Origin of the sequence: Nocardia sp. NBC_01329, from assembly GCF_035956715.1 — a bacterium.
Lineage (GTDB): Bacteria > Actinomycetota > Actinomycetes > Mycobacteriales > Mycobacteriaceae > Nocardia.
This window is the reverse complement of sequence record NZ_CP108381.1, coordinates 4,585,024-4,606,510: the sequence shown is the minus strand read 5'-3', so window position 1 is coordinate 4,606,510 and position 21,487 is coordinate 4,585,024. Positions and strand designations below refer to the sequence as shown.

Sequence of the window (21,487 nt, the reverse complement as noted above, 5' to 3'; positions counted from 1 at the left end):
CTACTTCTCGAGCGCCTTGCCGCCGGTGGGTGCGACCGCGAACCAGGTGCCGCCGACGCCCTGACCCAGCAGATCTCCCGGCCGCTGGTCCTTGGCGAAGTGGTACACGGGCCAGCCGCCGATGGTGATCTGGCACGAACCGTCCGCGCGCTCGATGAATCCGACCAGATCCGGGTCGATACCCACGATGTAGAGCCCCTGCCCCCGGCTCACCAGCAGTGGCGGCCAGGTGGCGGCACACTCGTTGTTGCAGTTCGACTGCGACGGTTCGGTGGTGTCCTTGTCGAATCGGTAGAGCGAGCGACCGTCACCGTCGGACACGCGCAGCCCGACCGCCGGGTCGGTGACGGCGGTGAGCTCGACGGCATCGGTGCCGTGCGGCGCCTGACCTGAGTAGATCTTCAGCCATCCCTGCGTTTTCACGGGTACCGGCGCCGATGTCGCCGGTGCGGGCGGTGCTGGTTCCGCCGTCGCCGCGGGGGGCGCGGACAGGCCCAGAACAGCGGCGGCGGCAATCGCGGCGGCGGCCGCATTGATCACGGTGGCAAATCTTGACATGGGATCCTCCGGGGGCATTCGTTCTTCGGTGCCCGCAATTCTTCGGCTTCGGACCCGAACGGTCTGTTCGCTCACCGACATCCACTGTGTGTCCGAGCCGACACACGAGCCCTCGCCACTACCGCGACTCCGATGGATCGAGCGCCTCGAAATCGGACCACTGATCAGCCTATTTCAGGCGCGGCACCTAGTTCGGTACGGCGTAGACGTACAGCAGTCCGACCGTGACCAGCCCCATCAGCGGTGTCAGTACCCAGGTCTCCACCTTGTTCCCCGTCCGGGAGATGATCGGGAGCGTCAGTTTGAACTTCAGCGGCCACAGCAGCGGGCAGCCGCGATCGGTGAGGCAATCGCCGACGATATGGATGAGCGCGCCCAGCCCGATGGCGAACGGTAGCCAGTAGGGCGAATCCGGTAACCAGCGGTCCATCAGTACTGTGCCCGCGCCGGCCAGCAATATGCACAAACCGTAGGCACGCAGCGAATCTCCCTTCGGTGTCAGGTGCAGCGCTCGCACTCCGAAGGCGAGCATCACGAAGACCACGCCCAGGGTGAAATACCGGCCCAGGTGATGCACTCCGGCCCAGGTCGCCCATCCCGCGAGTAGCACGAACAACAATCCGTGCGTCCCTTTGCGGTGGCCGCCGGATATCGCCGAAACCCCTTTCGCGAGCGTATTGCTCACCGGGCCGAGCGACTGCGCGATAGTGCTGTTGGGATGGTCGATATCGGGGAGCAGGGCGGCCCCCGCCGTGATGAAGGCACCCAGAACGAGTTCCAGCGCGCTGATCTTCACCGGCCCCTGGACGAACTCCAGGACGGAGGGCGGGACGACGGTGGCGGCGGTGACGAACGCGAGTGCGCCACTGGTGGCGTGGGAATGGCCGAGCACTAACTCTCCCGGTATCTGAAAAAGCGAAACGGACAGTAACGGTCAAATTTAGCAATCGATGCCGACAAGTCCGATACCGTCGGCCGCCTGCGCGACTCGCCGATGATCCGGCCCGACGGAGACACGCCGTGCCGACCGGTGTTCCGGTGAAAGATCCGATGACCATCTGTACTGCCGCGCGCCGAGGTGCGATGCTGGCCCGGTCGGACGTCGTGGGGGCGATCCGTTCATCGAGGGGGGCTTCGAAATGGTCGATTTCCAGCCGGTTCTCCACCGGGTGCCCGTGTACGAACCGCCGGTGCGCCGGTCGTGCCCGCATGACGGCGCCGCCGCGGGGCGAACGCACGTGCCCGATGACGTTCCCGCGCACGACAGCGAACAAGTCGAGGCGAACGTCGCCGCCCCGGAGGATCACAGTCCGCATCCGGACCTATCCGCCCCTTCGACAGGTTGCGCAGCTCGACTGGATCGGAAAGCGCTGCGGCGCAACCGCAGTGCCCCGGCCGGACTCCGGCGTGGCCAGCGCACCGGGCACGCTGCGGCCCGCCGTCCGGAACCGGCCGGTGCCAGGGCTTTCGCCACAACCGCGGTCCGGATCCTGCTCGAAGTACTGGATCGGCGGCGCCCGGTCGCCCAGCTGAACGCCCTGTGCACACCCGGTCTGGTCTGCGCGATCGGCTCCTTGGTGGCGGGCGATCACGCTCCCGGCCGGGCGCTCGGGTCGGCTGTGCCGGGCGCGGTGCGGTTGTTCCAGGTGGAGGAGCGGGCGGCGGAGATGATGGCCACCTATCAGCGGGGCCCGCGGCGGCTGGTGGTCGCCGGACGTATCGAACGTGGCAGTACGACGCCATGGAAGATGACCGCGCTCCGGGTCATGTGAACGACTTCGGAATACAGATGCGCTCCTCGTGCGTTTCGGGCACGGTTGGTCGGGTGAGAGCTCGAAGTGTCAGCGATCTGGTCGATATCGTGGCTGATGGCGGCCGGGTGAAGTATCTGCCGTTCTGGGGTCACCGTCCCCCCAGGGACGGGACGGTAGGTGCGGGTTGCCTGAGTCAGTGGTGGCCGGCGGAATTCACGGTCGACGGGGTGGTTTTTGCCACGACCGAGCACTACATGATGTGGCGGAAGGCACTGCTGTTCGACGACTGGGCGATCGCCGCGAAGGTCCTGGAAGCACGGAGCCCCGGAGAGGCGAAGACGCTGGGGCGGCGGATCGGTGGTTTCGACGAGGATCTGTGGGTGGAGCGCCGATTCGGAATCGTTCTCGCGGGCAGTATCGCGAAGTTCGGTCAGCACGAGGATCTTCGGTGCTTTCTGCTGAACACCGGGGATCGGGTACTCGTCGAGGCCAGCCCGGTGGACCGAATATGGGGTATCGGGCTGGCGGTGGACGATCCGCGTACGGAGGACCCCAGTCGGTGGAAGGGGTCGAATCTGCTCGGGTTCGCCTTGATGGAGGCTCGGACCGTGTTGCGTGAATCGCCGGTCGGGGACGTGGCCGAGTGAAGAGAGGTGGCGGGCCACCGGCTACTCCTGCTGTACGGGCCGTGCTCGGCGAACGGTAGGCCGGGTCGGAGCGTCAGCGGTTCAGGGGCGGTGGGCCCGGATATCGACCGGGCGGCCGTCCGGGTCGTGGGCCGTCATCGTCCACTGGGTGGGGAGTGTTTCGATCGGGCCGGCCGGGAGCCCGGCGCCCAAGATCCGTTCGCGTACCTCGCACAGTTGGGCGTAGGTCGCCAGGCGTAGACCCCACCCGGCTCGTCCCAGGGGGTCGAGGTCGGTGGACGGTCCGGTCGTGGTCTCGACGATCGCCAGATGGTCGGCGCCGCCGACATCGAGGACCGTGATGCGCGGGTCGGTGGCGGAGGCGGGGCGCTCGAAGGACAGTCGTGCTCCGAGGACTCCGGTGTAGTACGCCACGAGCTGGTCCAAGTCCGTCGTGGCCAGCGTCAGATGGTTGATCCCGAGGAGTTCCGGCATGGTGATCCGAGCGTAGATCCCCGGCCCGGCTCTCGTCCAGGGTGTCTTCTGCCGAAGCGGTGTGCGGAGGTGTTGCTGGGTGCCCGCTTTGTCTGATCCGGTATGCCTTACGCTGCTCTTCCTGATGGCAGGTGAGCGGAGGGTCATGGTCAGCGGTAACGAGCCGGTGGGTCGTCGGCGGGATGCCTCGGCCACGCGGGCCGCGATTCTGGCGGCGGCGCGGGAATTGTTCGCCGAGCGAGGGTACGAGCGCGCCACCGTACGCGATATCGCTACGCGGGCGGGGGTGAACCAGGCACTGCTGTTCCGGTACTTCGGGAACAAGGACGAACTGTTCCGGGCGACGATGACCGATCGCGGGCGCTCGGTACTCGATGCCGGGCCGGTGGACGCGCTGCTGTCCAGATTGCTGGAGCGTGCACTGGAGCCGAACGAGGCGGTCTCGCCGGGGAATTGGCTGCAGGCCGCGTTGCGGTCCAGCGGGCACGAAGAAGGTGCGTCGGTGATCCGCCGGGAACTGGGGGAGGAGTACATCCGGGCGTTGTCGACGCTCACCGACGGCGACGACGGGGAGTTGCGCGCGGATCTGCTGCTGGCCTGGTTGCTGGGGATCGGGTTGGTTCGTTCCGTACTGCATCGGGAGCCGCTGTACGGGGCGGACCCGGCGGAGATCGCCGGGCATGTGCTGCGGGCGGCGGGTGCGCTGCTGGAACGCAACGACGCGAGATTCCCACCGGCGTAACGCTGTTACGTCGTCCACTCCACCGCACGGTGGCCTCTACCTGGCTGGGTAAGCAAGGTGGCCACCGAAGATGTGGTGCTCAGCGGAATCACCGTGCGGGCGGGAAATTCTCGTGCGGTGGTGAGCGCGGATGATATTCCGCCGATGAACCGGCTCAGGTGGTCCAGCCGCGTGAATTGCGTTCCCGGTAGTAGTCGTCGTCCGCGTCGAAATCGTCCCGTGCGTGGTCACGGCGGCCACCGGGCCCGGATGCCGCGGCCGAGCGGACGGTGACAACGGCCTGCTGGAGCCGTCGCGCGATCTCCTCCGGTGAACCCGGTGTGAGGGTGAATTCCTCTTGCGTGTGATTGATCAGCAGGTAGCGGCCGTCCTGCGGTAGGTAATCCATCCAATGGAATCCGTGCGGGTTACCGGTGGGCCGGGAATCGATCGCCGGACCCGCGAACACCCCGATCTCGCCGACACCGGACCGCGGGCGCCGGATGATCCGGTTGATCTCCTCGGTCCGGGAGATCCGGGTGGGGTGGCGGGAGTACTCGACCTTCCCGATATCGGCGCGCGCGCCGTGGACCGTCGGATAACCCCCGATCGCGCAGCGCGGCAGGTATGTGACGAGCCGGGCCGTCAACTGCTGAGCCGGCAGAGCGTGCAACACGACGTCCCCGCCGTAGTCCTTCGTCGGTCCCGGTACCTGCACGGCGAGTGTGGCGGACTTCCCGTGCACACCCGCGTGCATGCGCACCACCCGTTCGAATCCGCGGTCGTAGATTCCGTGAACCTCTATGCGCACCTGGGGTTCCAAGAGGGTCTCCAACGCGCGGAACAGCCGCTCGTCGGCCAGGTCCGCCAGCCGTCGCGCCGCCGCCAGCCGCACCTGCTCGTACTCGTCGAACGTCGGCGGCGTCTCGGTGGGACCGAGCGGCAGCACCCGGATCGGGTAGGGCAATCGATCTCGGCCGAACGCCCGCACCGCCTGGGTGAACATTTCCCCGTCCAGGCGCCACTGTGGATCGTTCACCCGCCGATCACTCCACCCGGCGGCAACGCCGGCGGCTGGGTACCGAGCAGTTCACTGCCCCGGTCGTACACCAGGTAGTCGGGAACCTTGTGCTCCTCGTCCTCGTCCCCTTTGTTGCCGCGCGCTCCCGGCGGCATCATGCCCGGCATACCGCCGCGCCCCGCACGGTTGGACGCGCTGGTCGAAGCCGTGGGCGGGGTGCCGGTGGCGGACTTCGGCGCACCCTGCACGGTCTGTCCGGGCACGAAGGGAGCGGTGGTCTGCGGTGTGCCGGAAGGGGTCCCGGACGGTGACCCCGATGGTGTCCCCGACGGGCTTCCCGGCGTGGTGGTGGTCGGGGTGCCGGTGGTGAGCGCGGGGTTGGTCGGAGTTTCCGGTGTGGTCGATTGAGGGGTCGTACTCTGCGGCTCGGTGGCCTGCGGATCCTCCTGCTCGGTCGAGCCCGGATCCTCGGCACCTTTCTCGGTCTGCGTGCCGTCGTCGGTGGTGGTCTGCGACCGCGTGGTCTGCGGCTGTGTGCTCTGCTGGGAGGGTTGCGTCGCGCCGCCCGGCTGCTGGGGGCTACTACCGTCGTCGACGGTTTTCTTCGGCTCGGGCAGCACGGGAGTCCTGCTGTCCACATCGGCGGCGCCGGGCTCGTAGTAGGTGGTCATCACCCAGCGGGCGGTCTCCTGGGCTTCGTCGGCCCGATACTGGGGACTCTTCAAAGTATCGCCGAGAGGCAAAGAGTTGATGACCTTGTCGCCGAGGGTCACGGAGTCGGGTTCGCCGACAGAAGCTTTCGCCTGAGCGAGATGGCCTTCCATCAAGTCGAGGCCGTGGGCCACCATCTGGAAACTCGCGGCCAGAGCGGTGAACGAGGTGCTGAACTCACGGACTCCGTCGACCGCAGCGGTACCGGACTGACCGTTCCAACCTGCTTCCAGGTCGGCGTTGACGCCGTCCAGGAATTCCTTGTTGGCGGTGCGTGCCTTGTCGGTCAAGCCCCGCCAAGTGGTCGCGAAATCGTTGATCATGGCGGAATTGACGCCATCGAGAGCATCCCAGATCTGCTGATGGGTCATGGCGGGGAAGCCGTCCTTCTCGAGGATAGCGGACGGTGCGAACTGACCACCGAACTCGTTGACCAGTCCTGACCATTCCCCGCCGAAGGCTGCACGGTCCTGATTCCAGGTGGTGTTCTGATCCTCAGCGAGGTGAGTATCGTCGGACTTGTTCTTCGATGCCTCCTCCGAGCCGTTGAGAATCGGATTGAGCCACTGCGACAAACTGACCATGACTAGGCTCCTGCATTACCCAGCGCGTTGGAAGTGGACGAATCGGTTTCCAGGACTCGTCCGGCGGACAGTTCGAAGGTCTCCTTCATCAGGGTAACGATGTCTATCGCGGTCTTCAGACGGTTGGAAGCGGAATCGGAGTCCTGTACAGCCTTGGATGCGAATTTGGTCTGTAGGGCCATCGCGGACCTCAGCGTTCCGAAGCCGGAGAGCGCGGCCAGGTTACCGGATGAATTGAGCATGTCTTCCAGCTCGCCCAAGAAGGTGTCGCAACGTGCTGTCAGCTTTTCGACGATATCGGCATCCATCGTCAGCTCACCGCTCTCGGCCTGAGTCTTGAGGCCCTGCCACTGCTGCAGCATCGCCACCTGTGTGGTGCCTTGTTCTTGCTGAGCCATGGTGTCTTCCCCTATTGATGGGCGCTCGGTGCGGTCGGCCCTGCTCGATCATTGGACGCTACTGGGGCAGGTACGGTTCCAGCTTCTGTGCATGCTGAACCGCCAGTGCACATGGTGGAGACTCCGGCATTGAGCTGCGCTGGCTGTACTGCCAGTCGACATTGATGAAGAGCGAACCACCTTCCATCGGAAGGCTCACGTAGCACGCGCGGATCGGTTGATCACCGTTGTCAGGATAGAAGCGCAACCCGGTCCGGCCGTTGATCTGCTGCGGCTTGACGTCGGTGACCTCGGTGTTGTCGTACCACTCGTCCTGTGTCAGCGCGGTTGCGCCGATGCCGACGTGGTAGGGACCGCCGACCGAGTCCCAGGAACAGACTCGAAACAGCGCACGATCGCCTGGAGCGTTTATCGCGTTGTTCTTCTGCGATGGATCTACTCCGGCTGCCTGCAATGCCTCATTCGGCAGCTGCGAGCACGGGTTCCATTCCACAGAGGCCTCTGTGCTGTGCCCATTCGCCTCCGGCTGCCCTTCGACGGTGACCCCGCACCCGGCTACCAGCGATGGCGCGGTTATGGCGAGCGCCGCGACCCCTGCCCAGTTCTTCTTCGCGGTGCGCATACCCCTCCTGCTGCGACGTGTGAGCCCTCCGCACGGCCCCGGCACATCATACTTGTTGGTGTCTCGATGCGGGAGGCCCTCAACGGTGTCCGGATAGGCGTTTTTGGACGAGATGCCCGGAAGTCCATTGAATCGGCCTTTTTTGGACCCCGGGCTTGGTCCCCGGTCAGAAGAGAACACATCTGCCGGCCGCTTGAGTCAAGCCGATAGAAGGTCGAGAACGTAATTCCTCATGATGTTCGCAAACGACGACCGAGCTTTCGGCCGAAGACCAAATGTCGGCCTGCCCGGCTACGTCTGCTGTCGGACTCCGGCCTTCGCATCGTCGAGCCGGGTGATTTCGACGCGTTCTCGTTCTGCGCGTAGCTGCGCGATGAGTTGAAAAAGGCGGAGTGGGTCGGATCGAACGTCATGACCTGTATCTCCTTGCTATTTGCCGTAGCAGGTCCCGGGACCGCTGTTCGTCAAGCGTTGCGCCTTGGAGCGTCTCGTGAATGTCACGATAGATGGCAAGGTCCCCGATACTCTCGAAAAACATTGATCCAGTAGTTGTTTCGGTGTAAACAACGGGTGGCTCGTTTTGAAACTCGCGACTGCGCTCCGGGAAATCGAGGATGATGTAGGGAAGAACGGGGTTCCATTTTCCTGGAAAGCCTGCCGCAAAAGGGAGTATTCGCACGGCCAAGTTGGGAAGCGTGCTCATATCGGCCATGTGCCGCAGCTGGGTGCTCATCACCGCCGCTGGACCCACCTGCGTGTGCAGAGCGCTCTCGTGTACCAAGAACTCTGCTGACACAGGACTGTTCCGCCGAGTCAGAATGGCCGCTCGGCGCATGCGCAGCGCGATACGGCGTTCGACGGATTCTTGGGTATCCTGCGAGAAAAATGGTCTTTCGACAGCTCTCATGTACTCGAGCGATTGCAGAAGTCCAGGAATGATCGAGGGCTGGAAGGCACTCAGGTGAGATGCCGCCGATTCGAGCCTCAGATAGGTGGTGAACCCACCCCTGAACGTGCGGCGGGTTCCGTTCCACCACGACTTGGTCGCGGTCTGCTGAGCCAACTCTTTGAGATCTTCGATGTAGATGTCGTCGAGCTCGTACAGCCTTCCGAACCCCTCCACGTCCCGCAGTTTGACCTTCTCGTTGTGCCCCTTCTCCAGCCGGATGAGCGCGGTCTTGCTCATCTCCATCTCCTGTGCCGCTTGTTCGAGGGTGAACCCCACCCCCTCCCGCGCTTCCCGCAGGGCGCGGCCCAGTTGCCGCCGCGGCAGTGTCGAACCGGGTCGATCGTTTCCTGTCACGAGTTCCCCTTCCCCTGGTCGGTCCGTAACGGCCCAGGTGAAGGTCCGTTTCGGACGACGCCGCTCGGTCGACCGGACTGTGGTCTGGGTGTACGGACGAGCTGAATACTGCTGTCCCGCTGAGCCGTACGGGCGCGGCGTGCGGGCAGCAACATAACCACATGGCCGAGCAACACGGAAGCCCGCTGACCAGGGCGATACGACAGGTTCGCGACCGGAGTTCCAGCGCGGACGACGCTGTGCACCGAGCCGGGTGGGCTCGCGGGTTCTCCGGTGTGCGTTCCGCGCCCGAGGGCCACCCGCCCCGGCGTGAGGCGTCGCGGAGTGTCCGTCGCACCGAGTACGGCGGTTGTGTGGCGGTGTGGCGACTCGACCGGAATTGCGTCCGGATCGTCGAGGTGCGTGCTGAATCCGGGAGAGCGGTTTCGGTGGTGGGTACGCCGGATCTGGCGGAGATGCGGGAGCGTTGCCCGGAATTGGCGCCGCTGTGGGACGCGGTCCGGCACGATCTCTGGACTTCCCTCGCGGTCGCGGCCGGCCGCGGATGAGCGAGATCCGTTATCCCGATCCCGAGTCCGTCGACGAGATCGCCGCCCGTTATCTGCTGTCGCTGCCTACCACGCTGATGCCGATGCTGTACGGGTTCCGCTTCGACGGCCGGGCCATAGACGCAGACTGCGCGACGGTCGATCTCACCGGTGACCGGGATGCGTACGAACCCAATCCGATTCATCTGTGTGCGGCCGGCCTGCGCAAGGTACTCGGGCCGGGGATATTCGGTTTCGGACTGGTTTTCGTCGTATTCGCGGATCAGCTCGCCGATCGGCCGGAGAACCGGCACATCCCCGACGTGGTGCGTGCGGCGGCCGGACAGTTGCCCGGCGAGGACGATCTGATCGTGGCCGCGATCGTCGATGCGACCGGTCGGCAGTGGTGGGCCGTGGTCGGGCGGCACCTGACAGAGCTGGACCCGGTGCGGATACACATCCCCGCGAACGCACCGGACGAATGGCGCGTCACCGGGGCACTGGACAGCTCGCTGTGGACCGCCGCGCTCGCCCTCGACGAAGCAAACCACCCGCACCTGATGCGGCTGCGGACCGCGCCGGAGCTGTGAAACGGCGAGCCGGGTGTCCGGCGGGTCAGGCCTCGCTGGGCTGGACGATGACGAAACCTTCTCCGTCGAGCCGGAGCTGGTACACCTCACCCGAGCCGCCGCGAACCATCGAACCGAACGACTGCGACCGGTTCAGTGAGGTCTGCAGGTTCGCGCTCCAGCCGACCACGGCGTCGGTGTCGACGAAAACCGGGGCCTGCGGGTGCACCGGAATGATGATCGGCGTCCCCGCGCAAACCAGCCCCAATCGCCCCTGGCCGGAGAACACACAGTTGAACAACCCGCCACCTGCCATCCCGACGCCCTGCACCATGCGGATGTCGTACTGCAGGCTCGAATCGAACACCAGGACATTGCTGCCGTTGAGGGTGAGCGCGTCACCCTGGACGAGGTCGACGATGAAACAGTTGCGGTCGAAATGGGCGAACCATGCCTCGCCCTGACCGCGCACCGTCATCAGCGGCACGCCTTCGCCGGTGAATGCACGCTGCAGGAACTTCCCGACGCCCTGCCCCTTCTTCTCGAACCGCAGGTCGCCTCGGAAGGCGACCATCGACCCTTGCCGGGCGAGACACTCACCGTTGACGGCGTACTTCAGAGATTTCGCGCTCTGCGCGGTCAGGCCCGGAGCTGTCGCGGGCTGGGCCGTGTTCTCGGCGGCGAACAGTTCACTCTGCACAATGGGTTCCCTTCGTGTCGGGCGGGATCGGCTGCCTTCGCGCCAACCGGCATACGCGGACTGTGGTCAGCATATTGGACTCTCCCGGGGATCCGGCTTCGATCGTTGCGCCTACGGACCCGATCCGGACCGGCCCCGGGTGGCATGCGCCCTGTCGTTCGCCGGTGGGGCGATTTACGGCGACGGATGGCACAATTCGGCTCGCTCCGACAGATCGGGAAATTTTTCGGATCGATGGAACCAGGTCGTGTTCGTCGCCGTCGGATATGGGTGATGGATCTGTTGTCGAGGCTGAGGGGTCGGATGATGCGCCGCTCGGGTGCGTGGGAACGTGGTGTCCGCCACCTCGCGCCGGGAATACGGTTCGCTTCGGCGGGAGTGCGCTGAATGGGTATCGAGATCCCGGAATCGCTGCAGTGGGTGGCGAAATACGTTGTGGGAGCCGGTGACTGGCCGGAGGGCGACGAGACCGCGATGCGGCGGGTCGAGTCGGCGTGGACACAGCTCGCCACCGATCTGAGAGGCCTGGACGCCGACGCCGATTACGCGATCGACCAGGTGCTGGCATCGATCGAAGGCGACACCGCGCAGGCGATCTCGGACCGATGGACCCAGTTGGGGCACGGCCAGGGCGCGTTCGACGGTCTGATCGCCCATATCGAAACCCTCGCCGACGAGATCGGTGACGGTGCGGCCGATATCGAGCAGACCAAACTGGTGATCCTGGCCAGTCTGGCGATCTTCGCCGTCGAAATGGCCGTGGCCCTCGCCGCCGCATCCACCGGCATCGGCGCCCCGGCAGCCGCCGCGGAGGCGGCCGCGGCTCAGGTAACGACCCGGATCGCGATCCGGGTCGCGATAAAACAGCTGGTGCAGCGCATTCTCTCGAAGGCCGCGCTGAAAGCGGCCGCCCGAGCCGCGGTCCGTGGAGCCTGGGAAGCGGCACTGGAGGAGACCGTGCTCGACCTGGGCACCAAGGCCCTGCAAGTGGCGACCGGTCGCCGCGACGAGATCACGACCGACGACCTGACGGAGGCCGGTAAGACCGCGCTAACCGCCGCGGCCAGCGGCGCCGTCACGGGTGCGATGGGTCCCGACGGGTTGACCAGCCGAAATGTACCCGGCGGCCCGGAAGGCGGCAGCCCGCTGGCCAATGCCGCCAAGGACGCGGGCAAGGAGACGGTCGCGAGCGTCGCGGGGGAGGTGGCCGGTGAGGCCACCGACGCGGCGCTCAACGACCGCGAATTCAGCTGGGAGAACGCGCTCTCGCCGGAGAATCTCTCCTCCGCCGCGGCGGGCGGGTTGCAACGCGGTGGGGAAACGCTGGGAGAGAGCAACTCCGGCGACAGCCCGAACAGCGCCGGTGAGAACAACGAGACCGGTGGTGACGAAGGCGAGTCGAACGAGTCATCGGATACCGGAAACCAGCCCGACGGCGATAATGAGGCATCCGATTCGGGCTCTGAACAGGACTCGGGCGTCCGGGACACCCAGGACCAGGGTCAGTCGCAGAACCAGAGTCAGCAGCCGACTCAGCCGTCGGGCACGAACCCCCAACCCGCTCCGGACACCTCCACACAGCCCTCGGCGTCGGATCAGCAGCCTTCTGGGCAACCCTCGGATACCGATCCCGGAACCGCTGATACGCCATCCCAGACCTCCGGCGACGGAACACACCCGGCGGCCGGAGATCCGCCCTCCGGCTCCCCGGCCGCACCGGAGACCACGAGCGCACCGGGCGGAGCAGACGAACCCACCGCCGCGAATCCGCCCCCCGAAGCAAGCCCGGAAACTCCACAGCAGACCTCCAGCCTCGACCTGGGCCCGGAACCTTCGGCCTCACCGGATGCCGGAACGCCCGCTGCCGCAACTCCCGCGCCCGCGACCACTCCGGACGCCTCGACCACTCCGGACGCCTCGACAACGCCGGACGCCTCGACAACGCCGGACGCCTCGACAACGCCGGACGCCTCGACAACGCCGGACGCCTCGACAACGCCGGACGCCTCGACAACGCCGGACGCCTCGACAACGCCGGACGCCTCGACAACGCCGGACGCCTCGACAACGCCGGACGCCTCGACAACGCCGGACGCTTCGACAACTCCGGGCACCTCGACCAGCTCGGATACCCCGACCGACCCGGACACCCCTACCGGTACCACAACCTCGAACGGCTCGGAGACCGCCAACGGTCAAGGACACTCTCCGTCGCAGAGTGTCCCCGGCGCGACGACGCTCGAACCCGCTGCCACGGAAACGACCACCACCACCTCGGCCGCTGCCGCTACACCGACCGTCCAACCCGGACCCGTCGCTCCGCCCACATCGGGCGGTTCATCGGCAGACGCTCCTCGTATCAATTCGGCCCCGGAGGCAGCGGCAACTCCGGCGACGGCCGGCGCGAATCCCGCTTCGGGAACCCGTGCCGGGCCATCGGCATCCCGAGCCGCCCGCCCGACCGCTGATGCCGAGGGCTCGCGCGACCAGACCACGCCCGGCACCCCGGACACGCCACCGGATACACCCGGCTATCCCTACAACCTCTTCGACCCGGCCAACCACGCCCGGTTCCTGGCCGATTTCGCCCGGCCGCCGATCCCGAGCCGGACCTCGCCGGCCACCGACCGTGCCGAATCCACTGAGGCCGGACCATACCGGACGGACGATCCGCCGCACCCCTCCGGTCCATCTCGCGCGGACACATCCGACAGCACACCCACGACTCCGGCCGCCGCGCCCACCTCGCCACGGACAGCTGACGAAAGCCCGCCGGACTCGACATCCGAACCGGTTCGGTCCGACCGATCCACTCGGCCGTCGACGAGCTCCTCGAACGATCCGATCTGGAGTTCGCCCGAGCAGTCGTACACTTCGAGCGCAGATCCCGGTCTGGAGTCGAATCCGGTTCCACCGACCCACCCCGCGGGCTCCGGCCCCGAACCCGCGGGACCGTCGAACGCCCGGCCCGCGGAACCGCCGCCGCCCGGCGGCCCGCACCAGAACTCACCGTCGGGTACCTCCGATCCACCTGATCCGGGTCGTTCGTGGTGGCGGCCGGACCGGCATCGCCCGGCTCGTTCGGACAGCGATATCAGAGCGGCCCGAGCCGCCCGCGAATTCCACCGCACCCAACCTCCCCTCGGCAACCGGGTGACTCCGGTGCGAAGCAGCCGGAATCCGCACGGCCGTCCGGCCTACCGCGCCACCCGACACCGGCTGCCGAACGGTGAGACGTTGCATGTACTCACCGTGCGCGTCCACCCCACCCTCGGCCTGAATGTCACCTCGGCCGATATCAACCGGCTGATCGCGAACACCGAACGCAGCATCGACACAGACCTGAACACCGCGCCGCAGCTGGTCAGCGGTGACCGGGTGCTGGTGGACGTCGTTTTCACTCCCGATCCTCACGACGCCGACGTGCACATCAGCACCTCGCAGGGGCGCCCGACAGGCACGAATACCTGGTCGGTCGATTCCACGCCCGAAACGATCACCAACAATGTCCGGGAGCAACTCGGATTGGATCCGGTCCGCTCGGGCAGCGATCCGACGCTCACTCCCGATGACCTCCGGGCGCTCAGCAATGACATAGCTCGAGCGAATACCGCCCCGCGTTTCCCGAATCCGTCGAACTCACGTGTCGAGGGACGGGGCAGGCTCCGTCCCGTCGAGAACCCGGCGTATCAGCAGATGGTCGAGGATTCACTCCGAAACGGGAACAGATTCGTCGTGGGCGCCGACCCCCGCTTCCACCCGTACAGCCAGTTGGTCAACGACGGCGGCCCGTCGGTCGCCGGTCGTGGTAACAACTGTCTCGACTGTTCCCTGTCGGCACTGTCGTCCTTCTACGGGGACCCGCAGGTCTCGGCGCCGCGTTGGCGGGATCGCCAAGGATTGTTCCGCCTCGACCGAGTATCGGGTGAAATCGGTGGTGTCGAACGAGCGGCTGCCTGGCTGGGCAGCCCCCTGCGGGCACACGATCCGAACGTGCCGGTGCCGCAGCAATTCTTCGACCTGCACAACCATATCGCCGCGATGGGTCCCGGATCCTCGGCGCTGGTGGTGAACAGTTGGAGTCAGGGCGGAAGCCACGCCACCGTCGTCGTCTACCCCTACGGCGCCGGCGGACCCGTGTGGTGGGATCCCCAATCAGGACAGACCTCATCGTTCCCGCCGCCCGCTATGGTGGCGAACTCGAACCAGCTGTATTCCATCCCGGTACCCCCTCAGCAAGGAGTCGTCAATGCACCCGGAGCCCCCGTTCCGCACCAGCAACCAAGTGGACCGATACCTGAGGGAGCCGTTCGGCCCGGAGGCGGAATTCAGCCTCCTGGAGACGGAGTTCGGATGGGTGTGCCGCCCGATCCTGAGCCAGCAGGAGATAGCAGCCGGTCTGGGCCTGGGGCTGGGGAACTTCGTGGTGAACAAACAGACCGGGGTGATCACCGAACATCGCAGCATGCCCCCGGAAGTGATCGGCCAGGAGTACGACCAGTCGATCCGGTCGGGTCAACCGGTCCAGGGCGCCCGAGTGTATCCCCCGACCTGGAACGTGCAGATCCAGGCGACCCGGGAAACCCCGACCGATATCGAGTACCGAGTACAGGCCCGGTCGCTGACCGACCCGCCGATGGAACCCCCGATCGACCATCTGCTGCTGATCAACAAACAAACATTCCACATGGTGACCAACGTGCAAGTGATCCACCCGGCGTGCAGCGAAGCAGCGGCCTGGGCGGAGGACCGGAGCCAGGAGACCGGGACCTGGCCGCCGGCCGGGACCTTCCAGTTCTAGAGCGAAACCCGAGCTCCAGTGAAGACAGCAGGGTATTCGACGCGTCGGACACCTCGACAGGCCGAGAGGAAGCCGAAAGTTTCGGAGACGGAGCGCCGGGGGGTGATGACCCTGGCCCACCGACGACTGGGGACGGTGGCGATGGGGCCGAAGATACCGGTGAACGGCCGAACATCAGGCAGGTGGAGGTAGATGACCCTGCGATCAGCGACCTCTTGGAAATGCAACGCGAATTCCGCCGGACCGCAAATATCGGATGGCGGACTATGGGCGGAGCACTGCACTACGAGATAGGTGAGCTATCAGGCTCTTTCGCAGGATTCAGTGGAACTCAGGATCCGTCGATCAATGCCCCCGCAGGATCTTCATTGCCTCCGGTTGCTGCACCTTCCTCGGAGAACTCGATCATGCCCGGTGATGTTCCCCCCGAGAGGCTTCGGTCGAACGACGCCGAGAACAATATGCTCGAACACCTACATCGAATATTGCGGCTGCAGTATCCGGTGGCTGCCAGCGGAAACAGTCCGGCGGCTGGTCGCGTCCGGCTCTTCGTGGAGCAGACACCGTGCTTCTCGTGTAACCGGACCATAGCCCGGTTCCAAGCGGCCTACCCATCTGTAACGATAGATGTTTTCTTCGTGACGCCATACCCGCCACCGGACAGGAACCGTCCCACTCTATGAATTCCAGGAGGCTTGCATAATGACGTTTATTGCCCAACTTGCAGAGGATCTCATCGAGCGAGGCCTGGTGGCACGTGCAGGCAATCGCGGCTGTAGCGAACAGGAGATTTCTGACCTCATGCAGTCTCAACGGGTGGAGGCTCTACCCGAATCGTATCGGGAGTTCCTCGAGTACTCGGGAAGGGATCCCTATTGGCTCACCCATGAGGGTGAATGGAATTACGACTGGATCCTCGACGCCAAAAATGTAGCCCGGGACATCGTAGTAGAAGACTACAAAGGGGAATTTTCCTCTTTCGAGAACTCGTTCATATTCCAAACGCATCAGGGATACATGTTCTTCTACTTTCGGGAAGAAGACCTTCACGCGGCTGACCCGAGATTCTGGATATTCAAGGGTGGTAGCCCGGTCCAGATGAGTAGCCTTACCTTCAACCAGTGGTTGGCCGATCTTGCGCGGACGCTCCCCGAGGAGTTGCGCCTGCGGCAAAAACTATACGGCCGTTGACGCCGAGATCATGATCGGTAGCACCGATTACGAAGCCCGCCCCGGGTATCAAGGGCTGCCGTTGGTGAGAAACAGGTGGAGGATGCTGTCGCCGTCGCGGTGGAAGGCGGTGCAGGAGTCGCAATCGTCGCCGTCGAAGTAGTAGACGGGCCCGGACGGGTTGCCGCTGTCGGAGTAGTAGCCGGAGTTGTGCAGGAAATGGGGTGGGATGGCGGCAAATGCCCAGGGAGCCGCGCCGGGGTCTGGGTCATCGAGTAGCTCGGCGCAGAACTCGGCAACGAGCCGATCCGCCGTTCCCGGCTCGACATGCTTGTCGTAAGGGCTGAATGCCTCGGTCAACAGCCATCTCAGGTGCCGTTCGAAGCCGGCGCGATCCATCCGGTCTGCCGTGACGGTCGCGTCGAGCCGCACCATGAGGGCTGGGTGCCGGTCCGGATCCGGGACGTATCGTCGCAGTTCGGGGTCGTAGACGGTCCAATTACCCCAACACCTGGCGGCATCCGCCGCGGCGATCAGCTCACCGAAACCGGGATCATGGATGAAGGTGGTGACCGCGGCCGCGGTGTCCTGCTCCTGGACGGGTTCGCCGAGATCCGCCACCAGCAGGAAGGTGTTGCTGTTGATCGCGGTGTCGATGGCGTCCAGCAGCGCTTTCGCCGCGGGAAGGGCCGCACGTTCCATCCTCGGTATCACGGGTTCGCCACCTCTCGACCTGCCGTGCGCGGGTCGGAGATCCTGCGCCGCTATCGCGGATAATCGAGTCGGATCGGCCGGACGATCATCCGCGTGGAGCGTAGTCGAACCGTCCTCCCGGAGCCGGGGTGCGGTATCGCCTTCCTCGGTGGACACCCGCTCCCGCACCGTGAACACGTCGGTTAGATTGGCGAACCGGGTGGCTGCACCGCCCGGGTGGCCACGGATCGTCGACGATAGGTATCTCATGACCAAGACCGCGCTGGTGACCGGAGCGTCCTCGGGGATCGGCCGGGCGACCGCGGCACTGCTGGTGCGGCGGGGGTATCGGGTGATCGGCACCAGTCGCGATCCCGGGACGATCGGGGAATCGGCGAAGGTCGCCGGGGTGGAGTATCGGGCCCTCGACCTCACCGATCAAGCGGGTATCGAGCGGTTCGGTGCCGATCTCGGTCCGGTGGATGTGCTGGTCAACAATGCGGGTGAGAGCCAGTCGGGGCCCATCGAGGAATTGCCGATCGAGGCGATCGAGCGGCTGTTCCAGTTGAACGTTTTCGGGGCGGTCCGGCTGGCGCAGTGGGTGCTGCCGGGGATGCGGGAGCGGGGTTACGGGCGGATCATCATGGTCGGGTCGATGTTGGCGAGTTTTCCGCTCGCGTATCGGTCGTCGTATGTGGCGGCGAAGGCGGCGATCAAAGGGTTCGCGGACGCCGCGCGGCTGGAGACGACGCCGTTCGGGGTGTGGATCAGCACGGTGGAACCCGGGTCCATCGCTACCGGGATCGGGGAACGGCGCACCGAGTACATCGCGCGGGATTCGGTGTACGCGGCGGATTTCCGGACCATGATCGCGCGGCTGGACAGTAACGAGAAGGCGGGTATCTCGCCGGAGCAGGTGGCCGAGACGATTCTGCGGGCGATCGAGGCCGATAAACCGAAACCGTTGTACGCGAGGGGGAGCCGGGCGCCGATCGTCTTCCTGCTGCGGCGGCTGCTGCCGGCGTCGGTGATCGAGAAGGTCGTCGCGGGAATCCACGGGCTGAAGCGTTGAGTGTGCGGCTCCACGTCGGCTGTGCCATGTGGACACACACCGCGTGGCCGGTGCGCGGGGACAAACTGCGTGGCTACGCGCGGTGGTGCAACGCGGTGGAGGGGAATACGACGTTCTACGCGGTGCCGGCTCGGCGGACCGTGGAGAACTGGGCGAATCAGACCGAACCGGATTTCCGGTTCGTGATCAAACTGCCCAAGCTCATCACTCATGAGCGCCGCCTGTCCGGGGTGGACACCGAACTGCGTCAGTTCCTCGACACGATGGAACCGCTCGGGTCGCGGCTGCACGCGCTGTGGGTGCAGTTGCCTGCCTCGTTCGGGCCGGCGGATCTGGGTGCGCTGGCGATGTTCTTCCGGGGGCTGCCCGCGGGGTTGCCGCCGGCCGTGGAAGTGCGGCATCCGGAGTTCTTCGCCGACGAGAGCGCCGCGGCTCAGCTCGAACGGGTACTGGGGCGGATCGGTGCCGAATGGGTGCCCTTCGATACCGGTGTGCTGTTCGCGGGGCCCGCGACGAGTCCGGCCGAATTCGAGGCCCGGTCCAAGAAGCCCCGGTTGCCACGCCGGATGAAGGCGCTCACGGGTGCGCCGATCGTCCGCTACCACGGTCGCGACGACAGCGATGTCACGGTGGCAGGGTGGCGGCCGTGGGTCGAGCAGACGGCCGAGTGGCTGCGGGAGGGCCGGTCACCGACGGTTTTTCTGCACACGCCGGACAATGCGTCGTCCCGGGATCTCGCGCGCCGCTTCCACGACGAGGTCCGCCTGCTGGTGCCGGAGATCGAACCTCTCCCGGACCCCGCCGATGCCGAGCCGATGACCCTCTTCTGATCGGCCACTCGACGGGATCGTCGGAGTGTGTCCAGGCGGGGAGAGCTGAGCGGCGAGGTAGGGGCGCGACGGACCGGGTTCGTATCGGCCGGCACTGCTGCGGCCACCTCCCGATGCGCTTATCGGCAGTGGCGGTCGATTCACCGCGCGGTCGGCATCACCGCCATTTCGGCTGTCCCCGTGCGGCTCGACGGCCGCCTCTCCGCCCATGCGCCGCTCATGAGCGCGGCGCCGGACCGTAGCGGGCGAAGTAAATATCGGTTCTTTCGGCGATATCAAATAATTGCCTGCAATTCGCGCCTATTTGTAAGCGGTGATTCACGGGACGTGATAGAACTTCGGCAATCTGGAAGGCGGATAGGTATGAAGGCGACTGCCAAACAACGTGCCGCGCTCGGGACGATCTGCGATACGTTCGTGCCGGGGGACGGTCGCACGTTGCCGTCAGCGACCGAAATCGGTGCCGTGGACACCGTATTCGAACTGCTGGGGCGCAACCCCCGGGAGGCCGAGGGGAAGCAGCTGGCGATGCTGCTCGATATCTGGGATTCACCGGTGACGGGTCTGCTCACCGGCCGGGGGCCGCGGCGGTTCTCCACCCTGTCGCAGGCCGACCGGGAGCGGGCGCTGCTGCGGCTCGGCGACTCGAAACTCGGGGCGGTTCGGGCGGTTTTCCAGGCGCTCAAAGGGGCTTCGCTGCTGGCCTACAACGTCACTCCGGGACCCACCGGGTTCCATCCGCTGTGGAAGGAGATCGGGTACCCGGGGCCGCCCGGACCGTTGCCCAACGCGCCGCAGCCCGCGTTGTCCCCCCAGCGGATCACCGAACCGGGCACGCTCACCTGTGATGTCGTCATCGTCGGTTCGGGTGCGGGTGGCGGCACGGCGGCGGCGGTGCTCGCCGAGGCGGGCCTGGATGTGATCGTCGTCGAGCGCGGCGGTTACTACGACGACAAGGATTTCGGCGCGGGTGAACTCGCGGGCCTGCAGCAGCTCTACGCGCCCGGGCCGTCGGCATCGGCGGAGGGGCAGATCACCCTGGTCGCGGGCACCTGCCTGGGCGGGGGCACGGTGGTCAACTGGAGTACCTCGCTGCCGACACCGGACGGTGTACGCGACGAATGGGCCGAGGTCGGCGCGAAACAGTTCGGGGAAGCAGAGTTCACCGAATCACTGGAGGCGGTGGTACGCCGGCTCGGGGTCAACGAGCGGCGCTCGATCCTCTCGGCCCGCGACGGCGTGCTGGAACGCGGCGCGAATGCCCTGGGCTGGGCGGTGGATCCGTTGCCACGCAATGTGACCGACGCCTGTGACGCCGGGGTGGAATGCGGTCGATGCGGTAACGGCTGCCGGGTAGGGGCGAAACAGTCCGTCACCAAGACCTGGCTGGCCGACGCCGCCGCCGCAGGTGCGCGGTTGATCGTGGACGCCGATGTGCGGCGGATCGAGGTGCGCGGCGGGAAGGCCGAATCGGTGACGGCGCGTACCACCACGGGGATCGAGTTCGATATCCGGGCGCGGGCGGTGGTGGTAGCGGCCGGGGCGATCCAGACCCCGGCGCTGCTGAAGCGGTCCGGGCTGGGGAACGAGAACATCGGCCGGTATCTGCGGCTGCATCCGGCGGCCGCGGTGTTCGGGGTGTTCGACGAGGAGATCCGGCCGTGGGAGGGTGGCCTGCAGACGCGTATCTGCCGTCGCCACGCGGATCTCGACGGCGACGGCTACGGCGTCATCTACGAGACCGGGCCGCTGCATCCGGGGCTGTCCACCGGGTTCATGAGCTGGCGCGGCGCCGACAGCCACCGCACGAACATGCTGGATTTCGGTCGCTCGAACGCCATCGGCATCATCACCCGCGACCGCGATTCCGGGGTCGTGAAGGTGGACCGCGACGGTCAGCCCACCGTCGACTACCGGATCTCCGATTACGACGCCGCTCATCTGCACACCGGAATCGAGGGCGCGGCGAGCATTCTCGAAGCCGCGGGCGCCCGGCGGATCTTCTCCGGGCACCAGGCTGGGATCTCCTACGAACCCGGAGCGCGGGGATCACACGCGGAGTTCTCCGCCGCCGCCCGTGCCGCGGGCTACGGACCGGGGCGATGTTCGCTCGGCGCCCTGCACATCATGGGTTCGGCCCGGATGGGCGGATCGCCGGAACTCTCGGCGACCGACCCCGACGGCGCCACCTGGGAGGTGAAGAACGTCGTCGTCGCCGACGCGTCCTGCTTCCCGACCTCCTCGGGGGTCAACCCGATGGTCTCGATCGAGGCCATCGCCCATATGAACGCCAAGCGGTTGGCCGCCCGGCTGACCTGAGCCGGCCGGAGAA

The 21,487-nt window shown here is 66.1% G+C and carries 21 protein-coding genes and 2 pseudogenes; 12 read left to right on the top strand and 11 right to left on the bottom strand.

The annotated features are described in order from the left end of the window. Both OG405_RS20780 and OG405_RS20775 read right to left on the bottom strand, forming a co-directional pair. Positions 1 to 558, bottom strand: a complete 558-nt coding sequence (locus tag OG405_RS20780; RefSeq protein ID WP_327148139.1) for a hypothetical protein — start codon at positions 556 to 558, stop codon at positions 1 to 3. A 187-nt stretch (positions 559 to 745) separates the two neighbouring features. Next, positions 746 to 1,450 carry a metal-dependent hydrolase gene (locus OG405_RS20775; RefSeq protein WP_327148138.1) on the bottom strand — a complete coding sequence of 235 codons (705 nt, stop codon included), beginning with the start codon at positions 1,448 to 1,450 and terminating at the stop codon, positions 746 to 748. Between the two features lie 346 nt (positions 1,451 to 1,796). On the opposite strand from OG405_RS20775, the gene OG405_RS20770 reads away from it, so the two are divergent. Then, positions 1,797 to 2,330: an Rv3235 family protein gene (locus OG405_RS20770; protein ID WP_327148137.1), complete on the top strand. Its 534-nt coding sequence runs from the start codon at positions 1,797 to 1,799 to the stop codon at positions 2,328 to 2,330. Between the two features lie 53 nt (positions 2,331 to 2,383). Continuing rightward, positions 2,384 to 2,959: an NADAR family protein gene (locus OG405_RS20765; RefSeq protein ID WP_327148136.1), complete on the top strand. Its 576-nt coding sequence runs from the start codon at positions 2,384 to 2,386 to the stop codon at positions 2,957 to 2,959. Between the two features lie 81 nt (positions 2,960 to 3,040). Here the strand turns inward: OG405_RS20765 and OG405_RS20760 are convergent, their stop codons facing one another. Continuing rightward, positions 3,041 to 3,433 (bottom strand): VOC family protein, encoded by a 393-nt coding sequence (locus OG405_RS20760; RefSeq protein ID WP_327148135.1) that lies wholly within the window; start codon positions 3,431 to 3,433, stop codon positions 3,041 to 3,043. Positions 3,434 to 3,512: 79 nt separating this feature from the next. On the opposite strand from OG405_RS20760, the gene OG405_RS20755 reads away from it, so the two are divergent. Further along, the gene (locus OG405_RS20755; protein ID WP_327148134.1) at positions 3,513 to 4,175 is read left to right on the top strand and encodes a TetR/AcrR family transcriptional regulator; all 663 of its coding nucleotides are present in this window, start codon (positions 3,513 to 3,515) and stop codon (positions 4,173 to 4,175) included. A gap of 154 nt (positions 4,176 to 4,329) precedes the next feature. Here OG405_RS20755 and OG405_RS20750 read toward each other — a convergent pair whose 3' ends face one another. The 5 genes from OG405_RS20750 to OG405_RS20730 form a co-directional block, all read right to left on the bottom strand. Then, entirely contained in the window at positions 4,330 to 5,193 is an 864-nt protein-coding gene (locus tag OG405_RS20750; protein WP_327148133.1) for an ESX secretion-associated protein EspG, read from the bottom strand. Then, the gene (locus OG405_RS20745) at positions 5,190 to 6,470 is read right to left on the bottom strand and encodes a hypothetical protein (RefSeq protein WP_327148132.1); all 1,281 of its coding nucleotides are present in this window, start codon (positions 6,468 to 6,470) and stop codon (positions 5,190 to 5,192) included. Before OG405_RS20745 ends, OG405_RS20750 begins: the two co-directional genes overlap by 4 nt. A gap of 2 nt (positions 6,471 to 6,472) precedes the next feature. Then, on the bottom strand, positions 6,473 to 6,868 hold the full coding sequence (locus tag OG405_RS20740; RefSeq protein WP_327148131.1) for a hypothetical protein: 396 nt from the start codon (positions 6,866 to 6,868) through the stop codon (positions 6,473 to 6,475). A 58-nt stretch (positions 6,869 to 6,926) separates the two neighbouring features. After that, a complete protein-coding gene (locus OG405_RS20735; RefSeq protein WP_327148130.1) occupies positions 6,927 to 7,490 on the bottom strand; it encodes a DUF3558 domain-containing protein in 564 nt (187 codons plus the stop codon). 409 nt (positions 7,491 to 7,899) lie between these two features. Further along, positions 7,900 to 8,715 carry a helix-turn-helix domain-containing protein gene (locus OG405_RS20730; RefSeq protein ID WP_327152429.1) on the bottom strand — a complete coding sequence of 272 codons (816 nt, stop codon included), beginning with the start codon at positions 8,713 to 8,715 and terminating at the stop codon, positions 7,900 to 7,902. Positions 8,716 to 8,954: 239 nt separating this feature from the next. Between OG405_RS20730 and OG405_RS20725 the strand changes: the two genes are divergently transcribed. Together OG405_RS20725 and OG405_RS20720 are read left to right on the top strand one after the other, a co-directional pair. After that, on the top strand, positions 8,955 to 9,341 hold the full coding sequence (locus OG405_RS20725) for a hypothetical protein (protein ID WP_327148129.1): 387 nt from the start codon (positions 8,955 to 8,957) through the stop codon (positions 9,339 to 9,341). Continuing rightward, positions 9,338 to 9,910, top strand: a complete 573-nt coding sequence (locus OG405_RS20720) for a hypothetical protein (protein ID WP_327148128.1) — start codon at positions 9,338 to 9,340, stop codon at positions 9,908 to 9,910. The genes OG405_RS20725 and OG405_RS20720 overlap by 4 nt, the downstream gene beginning before the upstream one ends. Positions 9,911 to 9,935: 25 nt before the next feature. On the opposite strand, the gene OG405_RS20715 is transcribed toward OG405_RS20720, so the two are convergent. Next, complete coding sequence (locus OG405_RS20715) at positions 9,936 to 10,589, bottom strand: AIM24 family protein (RefSeq protein ID WP_327148127.1); 654 nt, start codon at positions 10,587 to 10,589, stop codon at positions 9,936 to 9,938. Between the two features lie 387 nt (positions 10,590 to 10,976). On the opposite strand from OG405_RS20715, the pseudogene OG405_RS29290 reads away from it, so the two are divergent. Continuing rightward, positions 10,977 to 11,372: pseudogene (locus tag OG405_RS29290) on the top strand (WXG100-like domain-containing protein); the annotation flags it as partial. Between the two features lie 812 nt (positions 11,373 to 12,184). Here OG405_RS29290 and OG405_RS20705 read toward each other — a convergent pair. Continuing rightward, on the bottom strand, positions 12,185 to 12,781 hold the full coding sequence (locus tag OG405_RS20705) for a hypothetical protein (protein WP_327148125.1): 597 nt from the start codon (positions 12,779 to 12,781) through the stop codon (positions 12,185 to 12,187). A gap of 1,504 nt (positions 12,782 to 14,285) precedes the next feature. Between OG405_RS20705 and OG405_RS29285 the strand changes: the two are divergent. The 3 genes and pseudogenes from OG405_RS29285 to OG405_RS20695 all read left to right on the top strand — a co-directional run. Continuing rightward, positions 14,286 to 14,690, top strand: a pseudogene (locus tag OG405_RS29285) (toxin glutamine deamidase domain-containing protein); the annotation flags it as partial. 148 nt (positions 14,691 to 14,838) lie between these two features. Further along, entirely contained in the window at positions 14,839 to 15,390 is a 552-nt protein-coding gene (locus OG405_RS20700; protein WP_327148124.1) for a hypothetical protein, read from the top strand. 702 nt (positions 15,391 to 16,092) lie between these two features. After that, entirely contained in the window at positions 16,093 to 16,581 is a 489-nt protein-coding gene (locus OG405_RS20695; RefSeq protein ID WP_327148123.1) for an SMI1/KNR4 family protein, read from the top strand. Positions 16,582 to 16,629: 48 nt separating this feature from the next. Here OG405_RS20695 and OG405_RS20690 read toward each other — a convergent pair whose 3' ends face one another. Beyond that, positions 16,630 to 17,262: a hypothetical protein gene (locus tag OG405_RS20690; protein ID WP_327148122.1), complete on the bottom strand. Its 633-nt coding sequence runs from the start codon at positions 17,260 to 17,262 to the stop codon at positions 16,630 to 16,632. 259 nt (positions 17,263 to 17,521) lie between these two features. Here OG405_RS20690 and OG405_RS20685 point away from each other — a divergent pair, with 259 nt between their 5' ends. From OG405_RS20685 to OG405_RS20675, 3 genes are all read left to right on the top strand, one after another. Next, the gene (locus OG405_RS20685; protein ID WP_327148121.1) at positions 17,522 to 18,325 is read left to right on the top strand and encodes an SDR family oxidoreductase; all 804 of its coding nucleotides are present in this window, start codon (positions 17,522 to 17,524) and stop codon (positions 18,323 to 18,325) included. Positions 18,326 to 18,351: 26 nt separating this feature from the next. Then, complete coding sequence (locus OG405_RS20680; RefSeq protein ID WP_327148120.1) at positions 18,352 to 19,155, top strand: DUF72 domain-containing protein; 804 nt, start codon at positions 18,352 to 18,354, stop codon at positions 19,153 to 19,155. A gap of 363 nt (positions 19,156 to 19,518) precedes the next feature. Further along, positions 19,519 to 21,474, top strand: a complete 1,956-nt coding sequence (locus OG405_RS20675; protein WP_327148119.1) for a GMC family oxidoreductase — start codon at positions 19,519 to 19,521, stop codon at positions 21,472 to 21,474. The last annotated feature ends 13 nt before the right edge of the window (positions 21,475 to 21,487 follow it).

Excerpts from the sequence above, each read along its gene's own strand:
- OG405_RS20700 (WP_327148124.1), top strand. The coding sequence starts at position 14,839 with ATGCACCCGGAGCCCCCGTTCCGCACCAGCAACCAAGTGGACCGATAC.
- OG405_RS20740 (WP_327148131.1), bottom strand. The coding sequence starts at position 6,868 with ATGGCTCAGCAAGAACAAGGCACCACACAGGTGGCGATGCTGCAGCAG.
- OG405_RS20780 (WP_327148139.1), bottom strand. The coding sequence starts at position 558 with ATGTCAAGATTTGCCACCGTGATCAATGCGGCCGCCGCCGCGATTGCC.
- OG405_RS20685 (WP_327148121.1), top strand. The coding sequence starts at position 17,522 with ATGACCAAGACCGCGCTGGTGACCGGAGCGTCCTCGGGGATCGGCCGG.
- OG405_RS20720 (WP_327148128.1), top strand. The coding sequence starts at position 9,338 with ATGAGCGAGATCCGTTATCCCGATCCCGAGTCCGTCGACGAGATCGCC.
- OG405_RS20735 (WP_327148130.1), bottom strand. The coding sequence starts at position 7,490 with ATGCGCACCGCGAAGAAGAACTGGGCAGGGGTCGCGGCGCTCGCCATA.
- OG405_RS20760 (WP_327148135.1), bottom strand. The coding sequence starts at position 3,433 with ATGCCGGAACTCCTCGGGATCAACCATCTGACGCTGGCCACGACGGAC.
- OG405_RS20680 (WP_327148120.1), top strand. The coding sequence starts at position 18,352 with ATGTGGACACACACCGCGTGGCCGGTGCGCGGGGACAAACTGCGTGGC.
- OG405_RS20745 (WP_327148132.1), bottom strand. The coding sequence starts at position 6,470 with ATGGTCAGTTTGTCGCAGTGGCTCAATCCGATTCTCAACGGCTCGGAG.
- OG405_RS20695 (WP_327148123.1), top strand. The coding sequence starts at position 16,093 with ATGACGTTTATTGCCCAACTTGCAGAGGATCTCATCGAGCGAGGCCTG.
- OG405_RS20690 (WP_327148122.1), bottom strand. The coding sequence starts at position 17,262 with ATGGAACGTGCGGCCCTTCCCGCGGCGAAAGCGCTGCTGGACGCCATC.
- OG405_RS20725 (WP_327148129.1), top strand. The coding sequence starts at position 8,955 with ATGGCCGAGCAACACGGAAGCCCGCTGACCAGGGCGATACGACAGGTT.
- OG405_RS20675 (WP_327148119.1), top strand. The coding sequence starts at position 19,519 with ATGAAGGCGACTGCCAAACAACGTGCCGCGCTCGGGACGATCTGCGAT.